The 16005-nt window shown below is 50.6% G+C and carries 13 protein-coding genes, 2 pseudogenes and 1 riboswitch; of the genes and pseudogenes, 4 read left to right on the top strand and 11 right to left on the bottom strand.

Features of this window, described 5'->3' with window-relative positions; genetic code table 11:
- Positions 1–45 precede the first annotated feature (45 nt).
- Positions 46–1881 (bottom strand): APC family permease, encoded by a 1836-nt coding sequence (locus tag ACVBDQ_RS11430; RefSeq protein ID WP_446663230.1) that lies wholly within the window; start codon positions 1879–1881, stop codon positions 46–48.
- A 94-nt stretch (positions 1882–1975) separates the two neighbouring features.
- Positions 1976–2116, bottom strand: a riboswitch (cyclic di-AMP (ydaO/yuaA leader).
- Between the two features lie 150 nt (positions 2117–2266).
- Complete coding sequence (locus ACVBDQ_RS11425) at positions 2267–3604, bottom strand: TrkH family potassium uptake protein (RefSeq protein ID WP_013522785.1); 1338 nt, start codon at positions 3602–3604, stop codon at positions 2267–2269.
- Positions 3605–4054: 450 nt separating this feature from the next.
- Between ACVBDQ_RS11425 and ACVBDQ_RS11420 the strand changes: the two genes are divergently transcribed.
- The gene (locus ACVBDQ_RS11420) at positions 4055–6010 is read left to right on the top strand and encodes an LTA synthase family protein (RefSeq protein ID WP_021322035.1); all 1956 of its coding nucleotides are present in this window, start codon (positions 4055–4057) and stop codon (positions 6008–6010) included.
- A gap of 18 nt (positions 6011–6028) precedes the next feature.
- Here ACVBDQ_RS11420 and ACVBDQ_RS11415 read toward each other — a convergent pair whose 3' ends face one another.
- The 7 genes and pseudogenes from ACVBDQ_RS11415 to ACVBDQ_RS11385 form a co-directional block, all read right to left on the bottom strand.
- Positions 6029–7357 carry a S8 family serine peptidase gene (locus ACVBDQ_RS11415; protein ID WP_011229720.1) on the bottom strand — a complete coding sequence of 443 codons (1329 nt, stop codon included), beginning with the start codon at positions 7355–7357 and terminating at the stop codon, positions 6029–6031.
- A gap of 129 nt (positions 7358–7486) precedes the next feature.
- Positions 7487–8170 carry an N-acetylmuramoyl-L-alanine amidase family protein gene (locus ACVBDQ_RS11410; RefSeq protein WP_011229719.1) on the bottom strand — a complete coding sequence of 228 codons (684 nt, stop codon included), beginning with the start codon at positions 8168–8170 and terminating at the stop codon, positions 7487–7489.
- Positions 8171–8380: 210 nt separating this feature from the next.
- Positions 8381–9526, bottom strand: coding sequence for an ABC transporter permease (locus tag ACVBDQ_RS11405; protein WP_446663229.1), 1146 nt, complete (start codon positions 9524–9526; stop codon positions 8381–8383).
- Position 9527: 1 nt separating this feature from the next.
- Positions 9528–10631: an ABC transporter permease gene (locus tag ACVBDQ_RS11400; protein WP_023633379.1), complete on the bottom strand. Its 1104-nt coding sequence runs from the start codon at positions 10629–10631 to the stop codon at positions 9528–9530.
- Between the two features lie 37 nt (positions 10632–10668).
- A pseudogene (locus ACVBDQ_RS11395) lies at positions 10669–11079 on the bottom strand (export ABC transporter ATP-binding protein); the annotation flags it as partial.
- A complete protein-coding gene (locus ACVBDQ_RS11390; RefSeq protein WP_223812679.1) occupies positions 11073–11330 on the bottom strand; it encodes a histidine kinase in 258 nt (85 codons plus the stop codon). The pseudogene ACVBDQ_RS11395 and the gene ACVBDQ_RS11390, both read right to left, overlap by 7 nt.
- Positions 11331–11780: 450 nt before the next feature.
- On the bottom strand, positions 11781–12446 hold the full coding sequence (locus ACVBDQ_RS11385; RefSeq protein WP_021322039.1) for a response regulator: 666 nt from the start codon (positions 12444–12446) through the stop codon (positions 11781–11783).
- 86 nt (positions 12447–12532) lie between these two features.
- Here ACVBDQ_RS11385 and ACVBDQ_RS11380 point away from each other — a divergent pair.
- Positions 12533–12790, top strand: a pseudogene (locus ACVBDQ_RS11380) (sensor histidine kinase); the annotation flags it as partial.
- Positions 12791–12854: 64 nt separating this feature from the next.
- The gene (locus ACVBDQ_RS11375) at positions 12855–13319 is read left to right on the top strand and encodes a DinB family protein (RefSeq protein WP_020278921.1); all 465 of its coding nucleotides are present in this window, start codon (positions 12855–12857) and stop codon (positions 13317–13319) included.
- Positions 13320–13429: 110 nt separating this feature from the next.
- Here ACVBDQ_RS11375 and ACVBDQ_RS11370 read toward each other — a convergent pair whose 3' ends face one another.
- Complete coding sequence (locus ACVBDQ_RS11370; RefSeq protein ID WP_031206260.1) at positions 13430–14137, bottom strand: DsbA family oxidoreductase; 708 nt, start codon at positions 14135–14137, stop codon at positions 13430–13432.
- A gap of 141 nt (positions 14138–14278) precedes the next feature.
- On the opposite strand from ACVBDQ_RS11370, the gene ACVBDQ_RS11365 reads away from it, so the two are divergent.
- The gene (locus ACVBDQ_RS11365; protein WP_011229711.1) at positions 14279–14680 is read left to right on the top strand and encodes a DoxX family protein; all 402 of its coding nucleotides are present in this window, start codon (positions 14279–14281) and stop codon (positions 14678–14680) included.
- Between the two features lie 104 nt (positions 14681–14784).
- Here the strand turns inward: ACVBDQ_RS11365 and ACVBDQ_RS11360 are convergent, their stop codons facing one another.
- Positions 14785–15996 carry an iron-containing alcohol dehydrogenase gene (locus ACVBDQ_RS11360; protein ID WP_021322041.1) on the bottom strand — a complete coding sequence of 404 codons (1212 nt, stop codon included), beginning with the start codon at positions 15994–15996 and terminating at the stop codon, positions 14785–14787.
- Positions 15997–16005: the final 9 nt, after the last annotated feature.

The following is a 16005-nucleotide window of genomic DNA, read 5'->3' as shown; positions in this document are numbered from 1 at the left end:
CGACACGCATCGATTTCCGGGGAAATGTTTCCCCTTTTCTCGACATTATTCCCGCAAATGATACGGCAATGTCGCAATAACGACATCTTTTTTCATAATCAGAAAAAAGCGTAAAATGATTGCGGTTTGGTTATGCAAAAACGTATGCCACCATTTTTTCACAATAAATTGTGGCAAGAGTACTGTCACCGGCGCGCGGTCTGCTTCTTTTTCCGCTTTCGTGATGTATTCTAACAATGGCGACAAAATGGTTCGGTACGGTGAATAGATGACTTCCAACGGAATGTCCGGATAAAACTTCTCCCACTTTTGCCGCAGCTTTTGTTCGTCTTTTTCGTCGAAAATAATCGACAGTGCCGTAATGTCGTCGGAAATGCTGCGAGCGTACTGAACGGATTGGGCGACCACTTTGCTGACGCCGGAAATGGGAATAATGACTTTTGGTTTCAACAGTTTCCCGCGCTGTTGCCACTCCCGTTCGTCAAGCCGCAGCTGCTCGCCAAGTTTTTTGTAATGTTCATGAATTCGGCTGAACATCCAGACAAACAACGGAATCGCCACGATAACGATCCAGGCTCCTTGCGTAAATTTGGCGACCATCGTGACGAGCGTGACCATCCCGGTGACCACCGCTCCCGTTCCGACGGTGAGCAGCACGCCGAATTTCCGTCCTTCTTCCCGATTCCATAATTTTTTAATCAACCCACTCTGGCCGATCGTAAAGGAAAGAAAGACGCCAACCGCATAAAGCGGGATGAGCGAATGGGTTTTGGCATGAAACGCGATGATCAATGCGATCGCCAGCACGCTCAACAATATAATGCCATTGGAAAACACAAGGCGATCGCCCCGGGCCGCCAAGCTTCTCGGCAAAAAACCGTCCTTCGCCATAATCGACGTCAACTGCGGAAACCCGGCAAAACTCGTATTCGCCGCGAGCACTAAAATGACCATCGTCGCCAGCTGAAACAAGTAAAACAAAAGACCATTCCCAAACACATGGCGTCCGATTTGCGAAATGACCGTTTGATGCTCGGTCGGAGTAACGCCGAATCCCGCCGCCAACACGGTGATGCCTAAAAACATCACGCCAAGCAATGTGGACATCCATCCCATCGTAATGGCGGCGTTTTTTGAACTGTCTGGCCGGAACGCCGGCACGCCGTTGCTGATGGCTTCGACCCCGGTCATCGCCGAACATCCCGACGAAAAAGCGCGCAGCAAAATAAACAAGCTGTAACCGGACGCAAACATGTGAGCGGTTGACGCATGCTCATGCATCGTAAACCCATGCCATCCTTCATGCCACAACTGCCACCCGCCGACAGCGATCATCACAAGAACGAAGCCAATGAACACATACGTCGGATAGGCGAAAACCGTCGCGGATTCGGTAATGCCCCGCAAATTGAGCACCATTAAAAGCAAGACAAGAGCGACAGCGAGCTCCACTTTCCACGGCAGCAGCCCCGAAAACGCCGATGTCAGCGCGGCGACGCCGGAGCTGATGCTGACGGCGACAGTTAAAATATAATCGATCATCAGCGCCGCCCCGGCCACTAAACTAATTTTCGTCCCCAAATGGTCGCGGGCGACGACATACGCCCCGCCGCCGGACGGAAACGCGTAAATGATTTGCCGATACGACAAGGTCACTAACAAAAGCAATACTAAAATCGCCACCGCGATCGGCAGCGAATAGAAAAAGACGCTTGTCCCTAATAAAGCAAGCACAAGCAAAATTTCTTCCGTCGCGTAAGCCACCGATGACAGCGCATCGGAAGAAAAAACGGCCAATGCCTTCCACTTAGGCAATTTTTCATGTTTCAACTGTTTCGTTTCCATCGGTTTCCCAATCAACAAACGTTTTAACGAAGCCATGCTTCCGTTCCTCCCAAAGCATATTCGAGTTGATTCAAAAAGAAAAAACCGCTGAGGACGCGCTCAACGGCTACGTTTGGTTCAAAACCATACTCGTCCCTCCCCAAAGCGCTTGCGAGGTTAGCTGTCGGGTTCGGGCTTGGGGAGATGCCCTTCCTGATCGGATTCACCCCAAGACAGCAGACGCTGCCAAATCGGGTCCCCCGCTCCATGCCGGATTCAGCGCATCGTATCAAGTTGTTCTTGCTTCCATATCTTACCCCTTTGCTTGTCCCTCCGCCAACCTTGAAAAAGGAGGAAAACAGCGAGTTTCTGGGCTTTTGGGCTTATTTTTTCTTTATTATTTTCCCTTCGCTCACGCTCCCGACATTTTTCTGTTTTTCACTCATCCAATCATCATTTTCCCTTTCGGATAGCGGAACGGATCGGGCTGACGGCGCAGCGTGACCGCATAAGCGATCGTCAACGGGCCTACGCGGCCGGCAAACATCGTGAAAATAATGATCGCTTTTCCAAGCGGAGACAATTCAGGGGTTAATCCCATCGATAGTCCAACAGTCCCAAACGCCGATGTCGCTTCGAATAAAATCATGAAAAAGTCTTTTCCCTTTTCGGTAATCGTCAACACCATCGTCACAAGCATGACGACAAACAATCCGCTCATCGTCACGGTCAGCGACTTGTATACCGTATCGTAGACGATTCGTTTTCGGAACAAAATGACGTCTTCCTTCCCGCGGATTTGCGACCAAACCGCGCCGAGCAAGGTCGTAAATGTCGTTGTTTTGATTCCTCCGCCCGTCGAACCCGGGGAAGCGCCGACAAACATGAGAAAAACGATCAAAAACAGCGTCGGTTGCGTCAAATCCGGGATGTTAAGCGTATTCGAGCCCGCCGTTCTCGGAGTGACCGCTTGGTAAAACGCGGACAAAAACTTGCCTGAGAGCGACAGCGGCCCCATCGTCTTCGGATTGTTCCACTCCAGCAGCAATATCAGCGCCATGCTGGCAAACACCAGCCATGCCGTCGTGATGACCACCACCTTCGTATGAAGAGACAGCCGCCGTGTTTGCCGGTACTCATACACTTCATTCATGACAATAAATCCGATGCCGCCCAGTATAATTAAAATCGGCACGACAAGGCTGACGACCGGATCTTCCACATAGCCGGTCAAACTGCGAAACTCGCCCATCAAGTCAAAGCCGGCGTTGTTAAAGTTGGAAATCGCATGAAAGAACCCAAAGTACACGGCTTTCCAAAACGGCATATCGAACGAGAAACGAATCGCCAACAGCAATCCGCCGATGCCCTCAATGACGACGGTAAAAACGAGAATGCGTTTCACGAGCCGAACAATCCCTTCGATGCTCAGCTGATTGAGCGCCTCTTGCAGCAACAACCGCTCTTTCAAGGAAATCCGCTTGCCGAGCAAAAAGGCAAACAACGTAGCAAATGTCATAAATCCAAGCCCGCCCACTTGGATCAGCGCTAAAATGACCAGCTGGCCGAACAACGTGAACGTCGTCCCCGTATCAACCACAACAAGTCCGGTCACGCACGTAGCAGATGTCGCCGTAAACAAGGCGTCTAAAAACGGAAGTCCTTTTCCGTCAACGGTCGCCGTCGGCAGCATCAACAAGAAAGCTCCAACCAAAATAATCAAGGCAAAGCCGGACACTAATACTTTCGGCGGATCGAAAAATTTACGGTTCGCATTCAAAGCCCCATCCCTTCCCCCTCGCTCACATAATCGCCTCTTTATAGTTGTGGATGATGCATAGAAAAAATATACCAAAAACAAGCTTGTTCGGGTACTCTAAACCATTTTCATCATAACATTCTTTCTGCATAATAAAATGGATAAAGGGCATGGCCACCGACTTCAAGAATGTGGATGCATTGAAACCTTTTCCGTCTCCGTTCGTCTATATGAATGGCAAATGGCAGTCCGACTGGGACCACACAGGCATTGAAGCGCGGAAGGGGGCTTGCACCAGTCCCATAAAAACATTCCATTGACTTTTGGCAACAGACGTATTATGCTACTTGACATGGAGACGTTCCGATGTAAAATCATGTAAGAATAAAACGTTTGTTGCTGTGGGCAACGGCTGTTGATATAAACATAGAAGCATCGTTAAGAATACGAGGCAAAGGAGGAGAAGAGGACGTGAAGGCAATTTGGGAAAAATGGTTGAAAAAATGTCGTTCTCTCCCTAACCAATACATTGGCTTTTTTATTTTTGCCGTGCTCTTATTTTGGTTGAAGACGTACGCCGCCTATTTAGCGGAATTTAACCTTGGCATCAGCAACTCCATGCAGGAGTTTTTATTGTTCATCAACCCGATCAGCTCGGCGGTATTCTTCCTTGGGTTGGCGCTGTTGGCCAAGGAAACGCGTGTGTACAAATGGCTCATTATTATTAATTTCGTTTTATCGTTCATTCTATACGCCAATATCGTTTATTATCGTTTTTTCAGCGATTTTATTACATTCCCGACGTTGACGCAAACGAAAAACTTCGGCGATCTCGGCAGAAGCATTTGGGAGTTGCTCCGCTGGTATGACGTGTTCTATTTCTTGGATACGATCATTTTGGCGGTGATCGTTTTCTCGAAGCGATTCTCGCTCCCGGAAGTGCAGGCCGGCCGATTCAAAAAAGGCGCCATTTTCGCTTCGGCCATTCTGATGTTCAGCATCAACTTGGCGCTCGCTGAGACCGACCGCCCGCAGCTCTTGACAAGAACGTTCGACCGCAACTATATCGTCAAATATTTAGGCGTGTACAACTATTTGATTTACGATGCGTTCCAAAGCATGAAATCATCGACGCAGCGGGCGTTCGCAAACAAAAGCGACATCACGACTGTGCTGAACTATGTGCAGGCGACGTATGCCAAACCGAACCCGAAATATTTCGGCGTGGCGAAAGGGAAAAACGTCATTTACATTCATTTAGAGTCGCTGCAAAACTTTGTGATTAACTATAAGTTGAACGGTGAAGAAGTCACCCCGTTCTTAAACTCGCTCACCCGCGATCCGAACACGTTCTATTTCGATAACTTCTTCCATCAAACAGGACAAGGGAAAACGTCGGATGCGGAGTTTATGCTCGAAAACTCGCTGTTTGGCTTGCCGCAAGGCGCTGTCTTTACGACGAAAGGACAAAACACGTATCAGGCGGCTCCGGCCATTTTGCACCAATACGGCTATACAAGCGCCGTCTTCCACGGCAACTACAAAACGTTCTGGAACCGCGATGAAATTTACAAGTCGTTCGGCTTTGACCATTTCTTTGACGCCAGCTACTACGATATGAACGACGAGGACGTCTTGAACTACGGTCTGAAAGATAAACCGTTCTTCCGGGAGTCGATCCCGCTATTAGAAACATTGAAAGAACCGTTCTATGTGAAATTTATTACGCTGTCGAATCATTTCCCATACCCGATCAGCGAGGAGGATGCGACGATCCCGCCGGCGACGACAGGCGACGGCTCGGTCGACCGTTATTTCCAAACGGCACGCTATTTGGATGAAGCAGTGAAAGAGTTCTTTGACTACTTGAAAAAATCGGGTCTGTACGACCGCTCGGTCATCATTTTGTACGGCGACCATTACGGCATTTCGGAAAATCATAACAAAGCCATGGCGCAAATTTTAGGAAAAGAAATTACGCCGTATGAACATGCGCAATTGCAACGGGTGCCGCTGTTCATCCACGTGCCGGGCATAAAAGGCGGCGTCATTCACGAGTTTGGCGGCCAAATCGATTTGTTGCCGACGGTCTTGCACCTGCTGGGCATTGATACAAAAAATTACGTCCATTTTGGAACGGATTTGCTGTCACCTGAACATCAAGAAATCGTTCCGTTCCGCAACGGCGACTTTGTCACGCCGAAGGTGACAGCGGTCAACGGCAAGTACTATGACACGAAAACAGGCGAACCTCTTGAAAGCACGCCGGAAATTCAGCGGCTCGAACAAATCGTCCGTACGAAGCTTGACCTATCGGATAAAGTCGTCTATGGCGATTTGCTCCGGTTCTATACACCGAAAGGCTTCAAGCCGGTCGATCCGTCAAAATATGATTACAATAACCGTGAAGAGGGAAGCGATCAATGATCGCCTCCCTCTTTTTTTCTAGCGCTGCAGCAGTTGCTCAATGGCCCGTTTCCCATTCACGTAACCTGCTCCATATACGTTCGGGTCTCGCCCTTTCCACAAATCGGCGCCGTCTTTTAACGCCCGCTTGATTTCATCCGGCGTTGCATTTGGTTTGGCCTGAAGCATCAACGCGACAATGCCGGCGCAAATCGGCGTCGCCATCGACGTGCCGGACATCGATATATAATGGTCACCGACCCGGCTTTGCTTATTCATCTTGTCAAGAAATGAACGCGGGGCGCGAAGCGAAATAATGTTGACCCCTGGGACGACGAGATCCGGTTTTGTCACCCCGTACTCCGTCGGCCCTCGGCTTGAAAACGACGCCACATCATCGTCGGCGCGCGTTGTCGCCGTATCATGATCGTCAAGAGCACCGACGGTAATGATGCGGTCGCTAATGCCGGGGCTTGAAATCGTCCCATAATTCGGCCCTTCATTCCCTGCCGCCGCACAGACGACAATACCCTGCTCCCACGCCTGCTCCGCGACTTGCACGAGTGGGTCATCATTTTCTATCGGAAACGGTTGCGGCTCCCCTCCGAGCGATAAGGAAATAATATCGATTCGTTTCGATGGATGTCTTTCATTGTAATCGATGCACCATTCAATGCCGCGCATGATCGTTTCCAGCGTCCCGCTTCCTGAACGGTCGAGCACCTTAACGCCGATAAGGTTTGCCTCGTACGCCGGTCCAGCATACAGCCCATCGGACATGCGCCCGTTCCCAGCGGCATCACCAGCGCAGTGCGTACCGTGTCCGTTGTCATCATATGGCGTCGTACGCCCATTGACGAAATCTACAAAGGCAGCAATCCTCCCCTCCAAGTCCGGGTGCGGGTAAATCCCCGTGTCGACAATAGCGATCGTCACTCCCTTTCCACTCAACTCCGTCCCGTTGACCGCCACGCGTTTCGCATTGGCCGACGGCACTGCGTTGTTTAATAACGCTTTCACCGTACGGTTAAAATACACTTTCTTCACTTTTGGATGTTCAAGCAGTTGCTCAAGCGCCGCCGGCGTCACCCGTGCGCTGTAGAAGGGAACATGGCGAAAATGGTGGCGTACTTTCATACGGAAATGATCGCGTTCCGCCTTGGCCACTGCCTCCATCCCTTCAGCATTTTCGACTTCAATCAAGACGGAAAGCGTCCGCCATTTCCGCAGCCAGCGCTCGATCCAGCGGTGAAAAATGCACGGCATGCGTGTCATCGGCTTGTACATATTGACAAGCGCATGGCGGAGAGGACGGTCCAGCCGCCCCGCGTGCCGGCGGGCTAACTGCACTATTGAATAGCCAAACATGTCTTTTCCCCCTTCCTTTGTTTCTCGCTATACTCATATGACGGCTGGACAAAGGAGGAGGCGGCCTTTCCACTAGGACGAACGAACGAAAAAACGCTCGCCTAGCTGAAAACTAGGCAAGCGTTCCCGTCATTCCTCGACTTGCTCAAGCACAATCCGCTTCGCTCTTCCTAAATAATGCTCCACTTGGCGCAGCACGTTTTCCCTTTCGGCAAAAACGACGACTTGCGTCCCATCAACAATCACGCGCGTTAATGCTGTTTTTCGCTTTTTCTGCAGGCCAAATGCTCGCGCGATTCCGTTTACATGCCCTCGTGCGACCGTTCGCAGAAACTGGGTGTCATTCAGTTTTTCTGCATCCTCTTCCCGGTCAATAAACCCGTTCTCCGTGAGCACGGCTGGCATCGCGGTCTCCCTTAGCACATGAAAATTCGCTTTCTTTTTCCCACGATCGCGAAATCCCGCAGCTTTGACGACTTCTTCATGAATGGCATCGCGAATGCGGGCTGTTGCCGAATTGTCATCGAGCCGATTATAAATATAATCTTCATATCCAGTGCCGCCACCCGCGTTCACGTGAATGGAGACGTACAAATTGGCCCCCCAGCGATTGGCCCGGTCCGTCCGCTCATCAAGCGGCACCGTTTCATCTTTTGTCCGGCTCAACTGCACGGAAACTCCTTCATACTCATTTTGCAGCAGACGATTGATTTCGAGAGCGATAAACAACGTAATGTCTTTTTCCAACAACCCGTTGCCGACCGCGCCAGTATCGTTCCCACCATGCCCTGGATCGAGAAAAATTTTGACCATCTTTCTTCTCCTTTCACATTCTTCGTCGTTTAGGAATATAGCACTATTAGCATAAGCGTGGCACTCCAAAATGCCATAGATACTTCCCCAGGGCCAACAAATAAGGCGCAGTCAAAAAGAACGACTGCACCTGACATTCCCGCTGATCGACTTGTTCGATATGATGAAAGCCCCCACACAGCCATACAAGAAAACATAGACCGCTGGGCATTATACAAACTGTCCACTCTGTTGGCTTCGGCTAAACTTGTAAACAGCCAGAAGGAAAAAGGTCAGCGCAAAGGCGAGAAGAATCAACAGATGCCAATACAAACTTCCGAAAGAGCGCCCCTCCTGCAGCTTTACCAAAAAATCGAGCGCCCACCGTTGCGGTATAAAATATGCCGCTTTTTGCAAAAATTTCGGCATCAGCTCGACCGGCCAAAAACAGCCGGCCAGCATACATGTCGGCACGGTAATCAATGGCTGCAGCGCCCCGGCGGAAGCAGAGCTGTTCGCAAACATCACTGTAATCAAAGACAAGCCGATCGCGGATAAAGAGAAAAGCAGGAGCACCAGGGCCATTTGCCACATCGAAATATTAGGATCAATATGAAAGATGTTCTTCATTGCCACGATTGTCACGATGATTTGTGCCGTCATAATCAACAAATTCACCACGATATTCGATAACACATACGTTCTCGCCTGAATCGGTGTTGTCAATAAACGAGAATAGGTGCGCTCTTCTTTTTCTTTGATGATGATCTCAGTCAAATTCCCCGCTGACATCAACATAATCATGACCAAATAACCGATCGTTTGATACGTGACCCCTTTTTGTTTGGCTGTGTCGGGCAGCGAGTGAACGGACAGGCGGAACGGCGCTTGTTGATACCGTTCATACATCTTCCAAAAGAGATCACGATCCCCATTGGCCAATCGCCCCAATGTCGCCAGATGATCGATGTATTCATGCAAGTACGACTTGATGAACATCGTGATTTCCGCTCCCTTGAGCGAGACAAGTTCTATCGGCCGGGGCTGGCCGTGCTGGACGCTTTCGGAAAACCCTTGGCGAAAAATCAGCACGCCATCCATCTTTTGCGAGGTGATTTGCTCATCGACCGCTGATAACTTCACGCTTTTCACGGAGAGATGATCAAGGCTTTTCAGAAAACGGATCGTATCATCGGTAATCCGTCCTTGATCCTCATTGACGATTCCAATGCGAACTTCCTTGACAGGGTTGCCCCCGGCCGCAAACAAAGACAAAAGGATCGCCGCCAACGGAGTTCCAAAATATAACAAAAAATTGATTTTCCGACGGAACGTTCGCTTTAACGTATATCTCACCAACCAGATGACGTCATTCACCTTATAATCCCTCCCGTCTCGCTACAGATGCCACCGCGATCAATAAAAACAACGCCGCTATACCGATATTAAGCAGCATAGTTGGAACGACGCTTGACAAATCGTTCGCATACACGATTTTGAAAATCGTTTCATTCATCCAAGAAAGCGGAGACAAATGGGCATACCATGCTGTTTCATCGATCGGAAAATAAGCGCCGCCGAAAAAGGAAGACAGCTGAATGATGACCATCGCAATCGTTCGCGCCGCTCCTTCCGTCCTTGCCATATAGCTCATCCCTAGACCAAAGCTGATGGCTAAGACCACCTCGGTCAACATAAGCAACCATACGAGACTTACGTGATGCCCCCAATCGGCATGAAACACCCATTTGCTGAACAACATGACGACCGCAACACAAAGAAAATTCGCCGCGACGTTCCCGGCCAGCTTTCCAATAAAAATCTCGCTTTTGCGAACAGGAGCAGCCAAAAGGCGATCAGCCGTCTTCCGCGTTCGCTCCCCCCGCAGCAACGAACTGCCCGGCAATGCGCTGTACAAAGCGATCATCGTCGTCATCGCCACCGCATAATAATCCATGGCTCCCGGTTTGCGCTTGGAATGCAGCGACCGTTCTTGAATATACTCATCATGCACACTTTTATTTGATGGAACAAAACCGGGCTTCACCTCTGAAACGGCCATCGCCAGCTCGTATCGGCCGACAAACGCGGCCATCACCCCCTCAACAAGACTTCCTTTGATCTTGTTGCGTTCATTGGTGTACAACTCCACTCCACGCGGGCCGATCTCGATGTATCCATCCGCTTTTCCTTCCTGCACCGCTTTCGTTCCTTTTATCCGGTCGGATGCCTTTTGAAAATCGATGTGGGCTTTCTTCCCTGCTTGGATCATCGTTTGAATATACGGCGACAACGGCCCTGCTTTTTGATCGTTGTACAAGACGTGTACATCACCGACGGAAATCGTCCAGTGAAACGTGTTGGAAAGGGCTGTTCCTAAGATGAACATCAGTACGATCGGAAACAGCAGCATAAAAAATAGCGTCCGGACATCACGAAAATCGCTTTTGATTTCCTTGGCTGCAATGCGAAAAATATTCAAAAGAAGCACCTCCCTCGCATGATGGCACTCCAAACAGCTAATCCCGCAAATTTCTCCCCGTCAGCGCCAGAAAGACCGTTTCCAAGTTCGGTGATTTGTCTTCAAGCGAACGGATTTCGACACCGTCATTGATCAGGCATTGCACAATTTCGTTTAAATTATTGACACTGATATCCGAACTGATTTTGATCATATTTTCTTCACATTGCACCGCCTTGACCCCGGGAATGTCTTGAAGATGCTGCTTGTTGAGCCGATCCATTCCCCTGATTTCCAGCCAAATATCTTTTGTATCGGTGATAATCGCTTCCAGCTGCTCCTTTGTCCCCTCTGCGATGATCTTTCCATGATCAATGATGGCGATCCGTGTGCAAATCTCCTCCACTTCCTCCATATAGTGGCTTGTATAAATGATCGTGCATCCCATCTCATTGAGCTTTTTCACCGATGTTCCATGCCTTCTTTGGAAATATGGATGGCGTTTTCCAACAGTTGTTTCGCCTTGTCGCGGTCCCCATCCATCAACCGTTTGGCCGCCTCCATCTGAATGAGCGCTCCAGCGAGCGAGTGGCCGATTTGGTCATGGATGCGCTGCGACAGACGGTTCCGTTCTTCCAACTGCAACGTATATTCCGACTGCTTGATGTATTGATGATATTCGCTGATCCTTCTTGTCAGCCGATGCAAATCGTTGCGCATTTGATCCAAACGATCTTCTTGTTGTTCCATCCGCTCGATGTGCCGCTTGACTGCCGTCACGCTGACAAAACTGAACAATGCCACAAAGCCGTATAATTTCCCCGCCGATGGATCAAGCCAAATCATCGGCGTCAACAACACCGCCCCGATCCCCCAAACTCGGTGGATATACACGGAGGCCAGCTCATACCCATTGAGAGGCAGCAACAACGCCCACAGCGGCTCCACAAAGGCGGCGGCTAGAACGAGAAGAACAACGGAACCAAACGCCGCTCCCCTTTTCCAACTCATATGGCGAACGATCAGGGCAAACAGCTGAAGACAAAAATAGATCAGAGAGACTAGAACAAAGCCCGCTCCCGTTCTCTGTTTCGATGAAATGTAATCGAATGCCGCATAGCCCCATACAATCAGCTTGTAAATGATCAGCAGCGATTCCATAACATCCCCTCAGCCGACTTTTCCCGTCAGATAATAAACGGCAATTTGCGTTCGATGTTGCAGTCCGGTTTTGTCCAAAATCGATGTGATGTAATTGGCCACCGTTCCCTCGGAGAGAAATAGCTGTTTGGCAATCTCTTTATTCGAAAGCCCCTTCGCAATGAGCGCCATAATGTCCAACTCTCGTTCCGTAAACAGGCTTTTATCGATTTTCGGGGCTGCTTCTGTTTCTTCTTTTAAGTTGGACTTAATTTTGTCCATCACAATCTCCTGCATCACCACTTGGCCGTGATAAACCGCTTTGATCGCTTCGCGGATTCGTTCCGGATCGGTATTTTTCAAAAAATATCCTTTTGCACCGTATTGAATGGCGTCTAGAATGTATTCATCATCATCAAACGTCGTCAAGATGAGCGGCTTTGTCTTCGTCTGCTCGCATAGAAGCTTTGTCGCTTCCACTCCATTCATGTTCGGCATGCGCACATCCAATAACGCGACATCAACTTCATGATGTCGACAATAGTCCACTGCCTCTTTCCCATCGCCTACAGTCGCGGCGACATCAAACTCGTCATACGTGCTTAAGATGATCCGCAGCCCTTCGCGGACAAAGGGATTGTCATCGGCGATGAGCACTTTTATGCGCGGAACATGGGACGAAGAGTGATGTTCCATCTTTACCCACCCCTTTTCATCATGACGCCTGTCCACTACCTCGCGTGCATGATTTTCATGATTTACTTTCATTGTAATGAATAAGGGGGATTTCTTCCATTGCCATTAAGGGAAATGAGCCAAAGCAAGAGGTTTCAGATACAGGCATCGGCATCGCGCCGGAGCATTTGCCTTTTTTGTTCGATCGATTTTACCGCACAGATGAAGCCAGAACGCGAAATCGCGGGGGAACCGGATTGGGTCTTGCCATTGCCAAAGAATTCGTATCGGCTCACGGCGGAACAATCGATGTCCATAGCACCCCTGGCCAAGGGACCACCTTTCGGGTCAAGCTTCCCCGCTGACGATAGAGAAGATGTTTATGGTAAAATGGAAAACAGAATTCCATAACTAGAAGGAGGAAGAGCCATGTCCCGCGCAAAAAAATGGGTGCAATATTTCCTTTCCCACCGCCATGTCACGATGGAACTGATCCACAAAATCGACGAAGCGCATTATGATTACAAACCGACGCCGACCTCGATGACAGCGAAGCAGCTGGCGACGCATATGCTGTTCAGCTTCTACAATTTCGCTAACACGGCAAAACACGGCGATCTATCGCTGTTCCGGCAAAAAATCGAGGAACCGGAGACGAATTTGGCCAAGCTGGCGGAAACGTATACGGAAAAGACGAGGCAGCTCATCGAATCGATGAGCGATGACGACTTCGACCGGACGCTTGATTTAACTGCCATCTTTGGCACGCAAATGTCCACAGTTCAGTTCCTGCAATTGGCAATGGACCATGAAATCCACCATAAAGGCCAGCTGTTCGTCTACGTCCGCGGCATGGGGCATACGGACTTGCCGCTGTTTGTGAAACGCGGTTAATCTTCCCCATTTTTGTTTCATCTAACTAAACGAGAAGCTTCTCCGTGAAAATAACAAAAAAAGCCGGCTAAGAAACCCCTAGCCGGCTTTTCCTTTTTGGTTGAGGCGATCTAGTCAATCGAGCAGCTTCCGTCTGCGCACATTCCGCCTTCACCCGCCAACGACCGCAACGGGGAAGCTTGTTGTTCTTCCTCCCATACTTTCTCTAGCGCCCGCCGGAACACGTCAACCGGCTGGGCCCCCGAAATCGCATACTTCCCATTCAGCACGAAAAACGGTACGCCGCGGACGCCCAACGCCGCTGCTTCTTCCTCATCGCGGCGCACCTCTTCCGTATAACGACCACTTGCCAACACCTCCTCGGCTTCCGCCCGGTCAAGCCCGGTTGCTTCGGCGATCGCAAGCAGCACATCGCGGTCGCTGATTCGCTTTGACTCCGTGAAATACGCATAAAACAGCCGTTCCACCATTTCATTCAGCTTCCCTTTTTCCTTGGCATAATGAGCCAAACGGTGGGCGTCAAACGTATTCGTCGGCTTCATCGTCTCAAAGCGGAATGTCAATCCGACCGCTTCCGCCTGCCTGCCGATATCGGCATTGGCCCGCTTCGCTTCCTCGATTGAAATGCCGTATTTGTTAGCAATGATTTCGTGAATCGTCAATGGCGTCTCTTTTTTCGCATTCGGATCCAATTCAAAGCTGCGAAATACAACCTCAACATCTTCTCGGTGCGGAAACTGTTCAAGCGCCTGTTCCAAGCGACGTTTGCCGATATAGCAAAACGGGCAGACAAAATCGGACCATACTTCAATTTTCACGGCCATATCCTCCTCTACTTTTGACGCGCTTCCCCTCCATTGTAGCCCATTGCCGGTCGAATGGCTAACGAAAGGCATGGGGACGGACCCGCCCGCATACATTGTACTACCATGCTGTTGGGACAAGGAGGACAAAAACCGATGCATTCTCACGAACTAGGCGCCTTTCTATTGCGGATTGTCACCGGATTCATCTTTTTCGCCCATGGGTGGGTGAAATGGCAACGGGGGCTTGAGGCGGCAGCGGATTCGTTTGTTGCTATGGGCCTTCCCGGCTGGCTCGCCTACATCGTGACGATCATAGAGCTTGCTGGGGGCTGGGCGATGATGCTTGGCCTTGGCACACGCCCGATCGCCGCGGCATTTGCCGTCATCATGGTCGGGGCCATCGCCACGGCGAAAGTCGACGCCGGCTTGCTCGGCAACGGCCGGGAAACGGGCTATGAATTCAATCTCGCCTTGCTCGCTATGTCCGTATATTTGTGGCTGAACGGCAGCCGGCTTTGGTCGTTAGACACGGTTATCGGGCGGCCGCGGGGCTAAGTAGGCACAAAAACGGGTGTCCCTCACAGCGGGACACCTTTTTCTTGCTTAATAAGGCTGAATAAGACTGGACAAATCTTGTCCTTGCTTGTCGGTACGCTGCTTCATCCTTTTTCCACTGTCAGCTTGACGACGCGCTCGCCGATGGCCCGAATCAACTCCGGCGGCATCGGGAAACTGACTGCAGCCGGGTCAGATGCCACCGCTGGAATCGTCGCCGCGAATTGTTCTTCCGTCATCGGATAGTCGGCAAAATCAGCCGGCAGCCCGATGTCATCGCGCAATTGGCGAATTCGCTCAATGGACTTTACCAACAGCGCTTCATTGCCTTGACCGTGATCATAAATGCCAAGCGCTTGAGCCAACAGCTTCGCTTTCGGCAAATACAATTCCGGAATCGCTTCCATCACGACTGGCAAAAAGACGGCGTTCGCCAAGCCATGTGGAATGCGAAACATCGCTCCGTACGCATGGGCGAAATTGTGCACCGGAATGGCGTTTAACGCAAAGCTGAACGCGGTGATGCCAAGCAAGCTCGCATGCAGCATCTCCAAGCGGGCGCGGATGTCCCCGCCGTCACGAACCGCCTCCGGCAAGTAGTCACGAATCAAACGGATCGCCTGCAAGGCGCATGCATCGGTGAGCGCGGTCGCCATCGGCGAGGCGAGCGCTTCAATGGCATGGGTGAGCGCGTCCATGCCGGTAAACGCCGTCACCTTCGGGGGAAGCCCTACCGTTAAATCCGGATCCAAAACGGCCACATCAGCGTTGATAAACGGATTGATGATGTTCGTTTTCAAGCGCAGCTCTTCATTATAAATGACTGCGATCGGCGATACTTCCGACCCCGTGCCGGCCGTCGTCGGGATGGCGATGTGCGGGATCGGCATGAATTGCGCTTGCGGGAACGACTCGTACCGCAGCCCGCCTGGAATCGCCTCTTTAATATCACGCAACCCTTTAAACAGGGCGTATTTCACCCCTTTGGCCGTATCCAGCACACTGCCGCCGCCGACCGCCAACAAGGCGTCAGCTCCGACAGCGCGCGCATAGCGCACCGCTTCATTGACGCATTCACTTTCCGCATCCTGGCGGATATCCAAAAAGATGCCGACAAGCTCTGGTCCGACTCCATGCGTCGTCAAGTCAAAGAGGCTCGCTACTTTTTCGACAACCCCAGCTTGCTCGAGCCCACGGTCAGAAAGCAATAGCACCCGTTTAGCGCCCAGCCCGCGAAACAAATCCGGCACGAGCGCTCGGGTGTTCGACCCGGTGTAAATTGCCGTGCGCAGCCAAAAGTTCGCTAACGTCGTCATGTTCCTTCA

This window comes from Geobacillus sp. CCR (genome assembly GCF_052906625.1).
The sequence above is the reverse complement of the archived record's forward strand: the minus strand, read 5'-3'. Positions and strand labels throughout refer to the sequence as shown.

Excerpts from the sequence above, each read along its gene's own strand:
- ACVBDQ_RS11390 (WP_223812679.1), bottom strand. The coding sequence starts at position 11,330 with ATGCGCAACGATTTGCATCGGCTGACAAGAAGGATCAGCGAATATCAT.
- ACVBDQ_RS11375 (WP_020278921.1), top strand. The coding sequence starts at position 12,855 with ATGTCCCGCGCAAAAAAATGGGTGCAATATTTCCTTTCCCACCGCCAT.
- ACVBDQ_RS11360 (WP_021322041.1), bottom strand. The coding sequence starts at position 15,996 with ATGACGACGTTAGCGAACTTTTGGCTGCGCACGGCAATTTACACCGGG.
- ACVBDQ_RS11430 (WP_446663230.1), bottom strand. The coding sequence starts at position 1,881 with ATGGCTTCGTTAAAACGTTTGTTGATTGGGAAACCGATGGAAACGAAA.
- ACVBDQ_RS11410 (WP_011229719.1), bottom strand. The coding sequence starts at position 8,170 with ATGGTCAAAATTTTTCTCGATCCAGGGCATGGTGGGAACGATACTGGC.
- ACVBDQ_RS11385 (WP_021322039.1), bottom strand. The coding sequence starts at position 12,446 with ATGGAACATCACTCTTCGTCCCATGTTCCGCGCATAAAAGTGCTCATC.
- ACVBDQ_RS11365 (WP_011229711.1), top strand. The coding sequence starts at position 14,279 with ATGCATTCTCACGAACTAGGCGCCTTTCTATTGCGGATTGTCACCGGA.
- ACVBDQ_RS11415 (WP_011229720.1), bottom strand. The coding sequence starts at position 7,357 with ATGTTTGGCTATTCAATAGTGCAGTTAGCCCGCCGGCACGCGGGGCGG.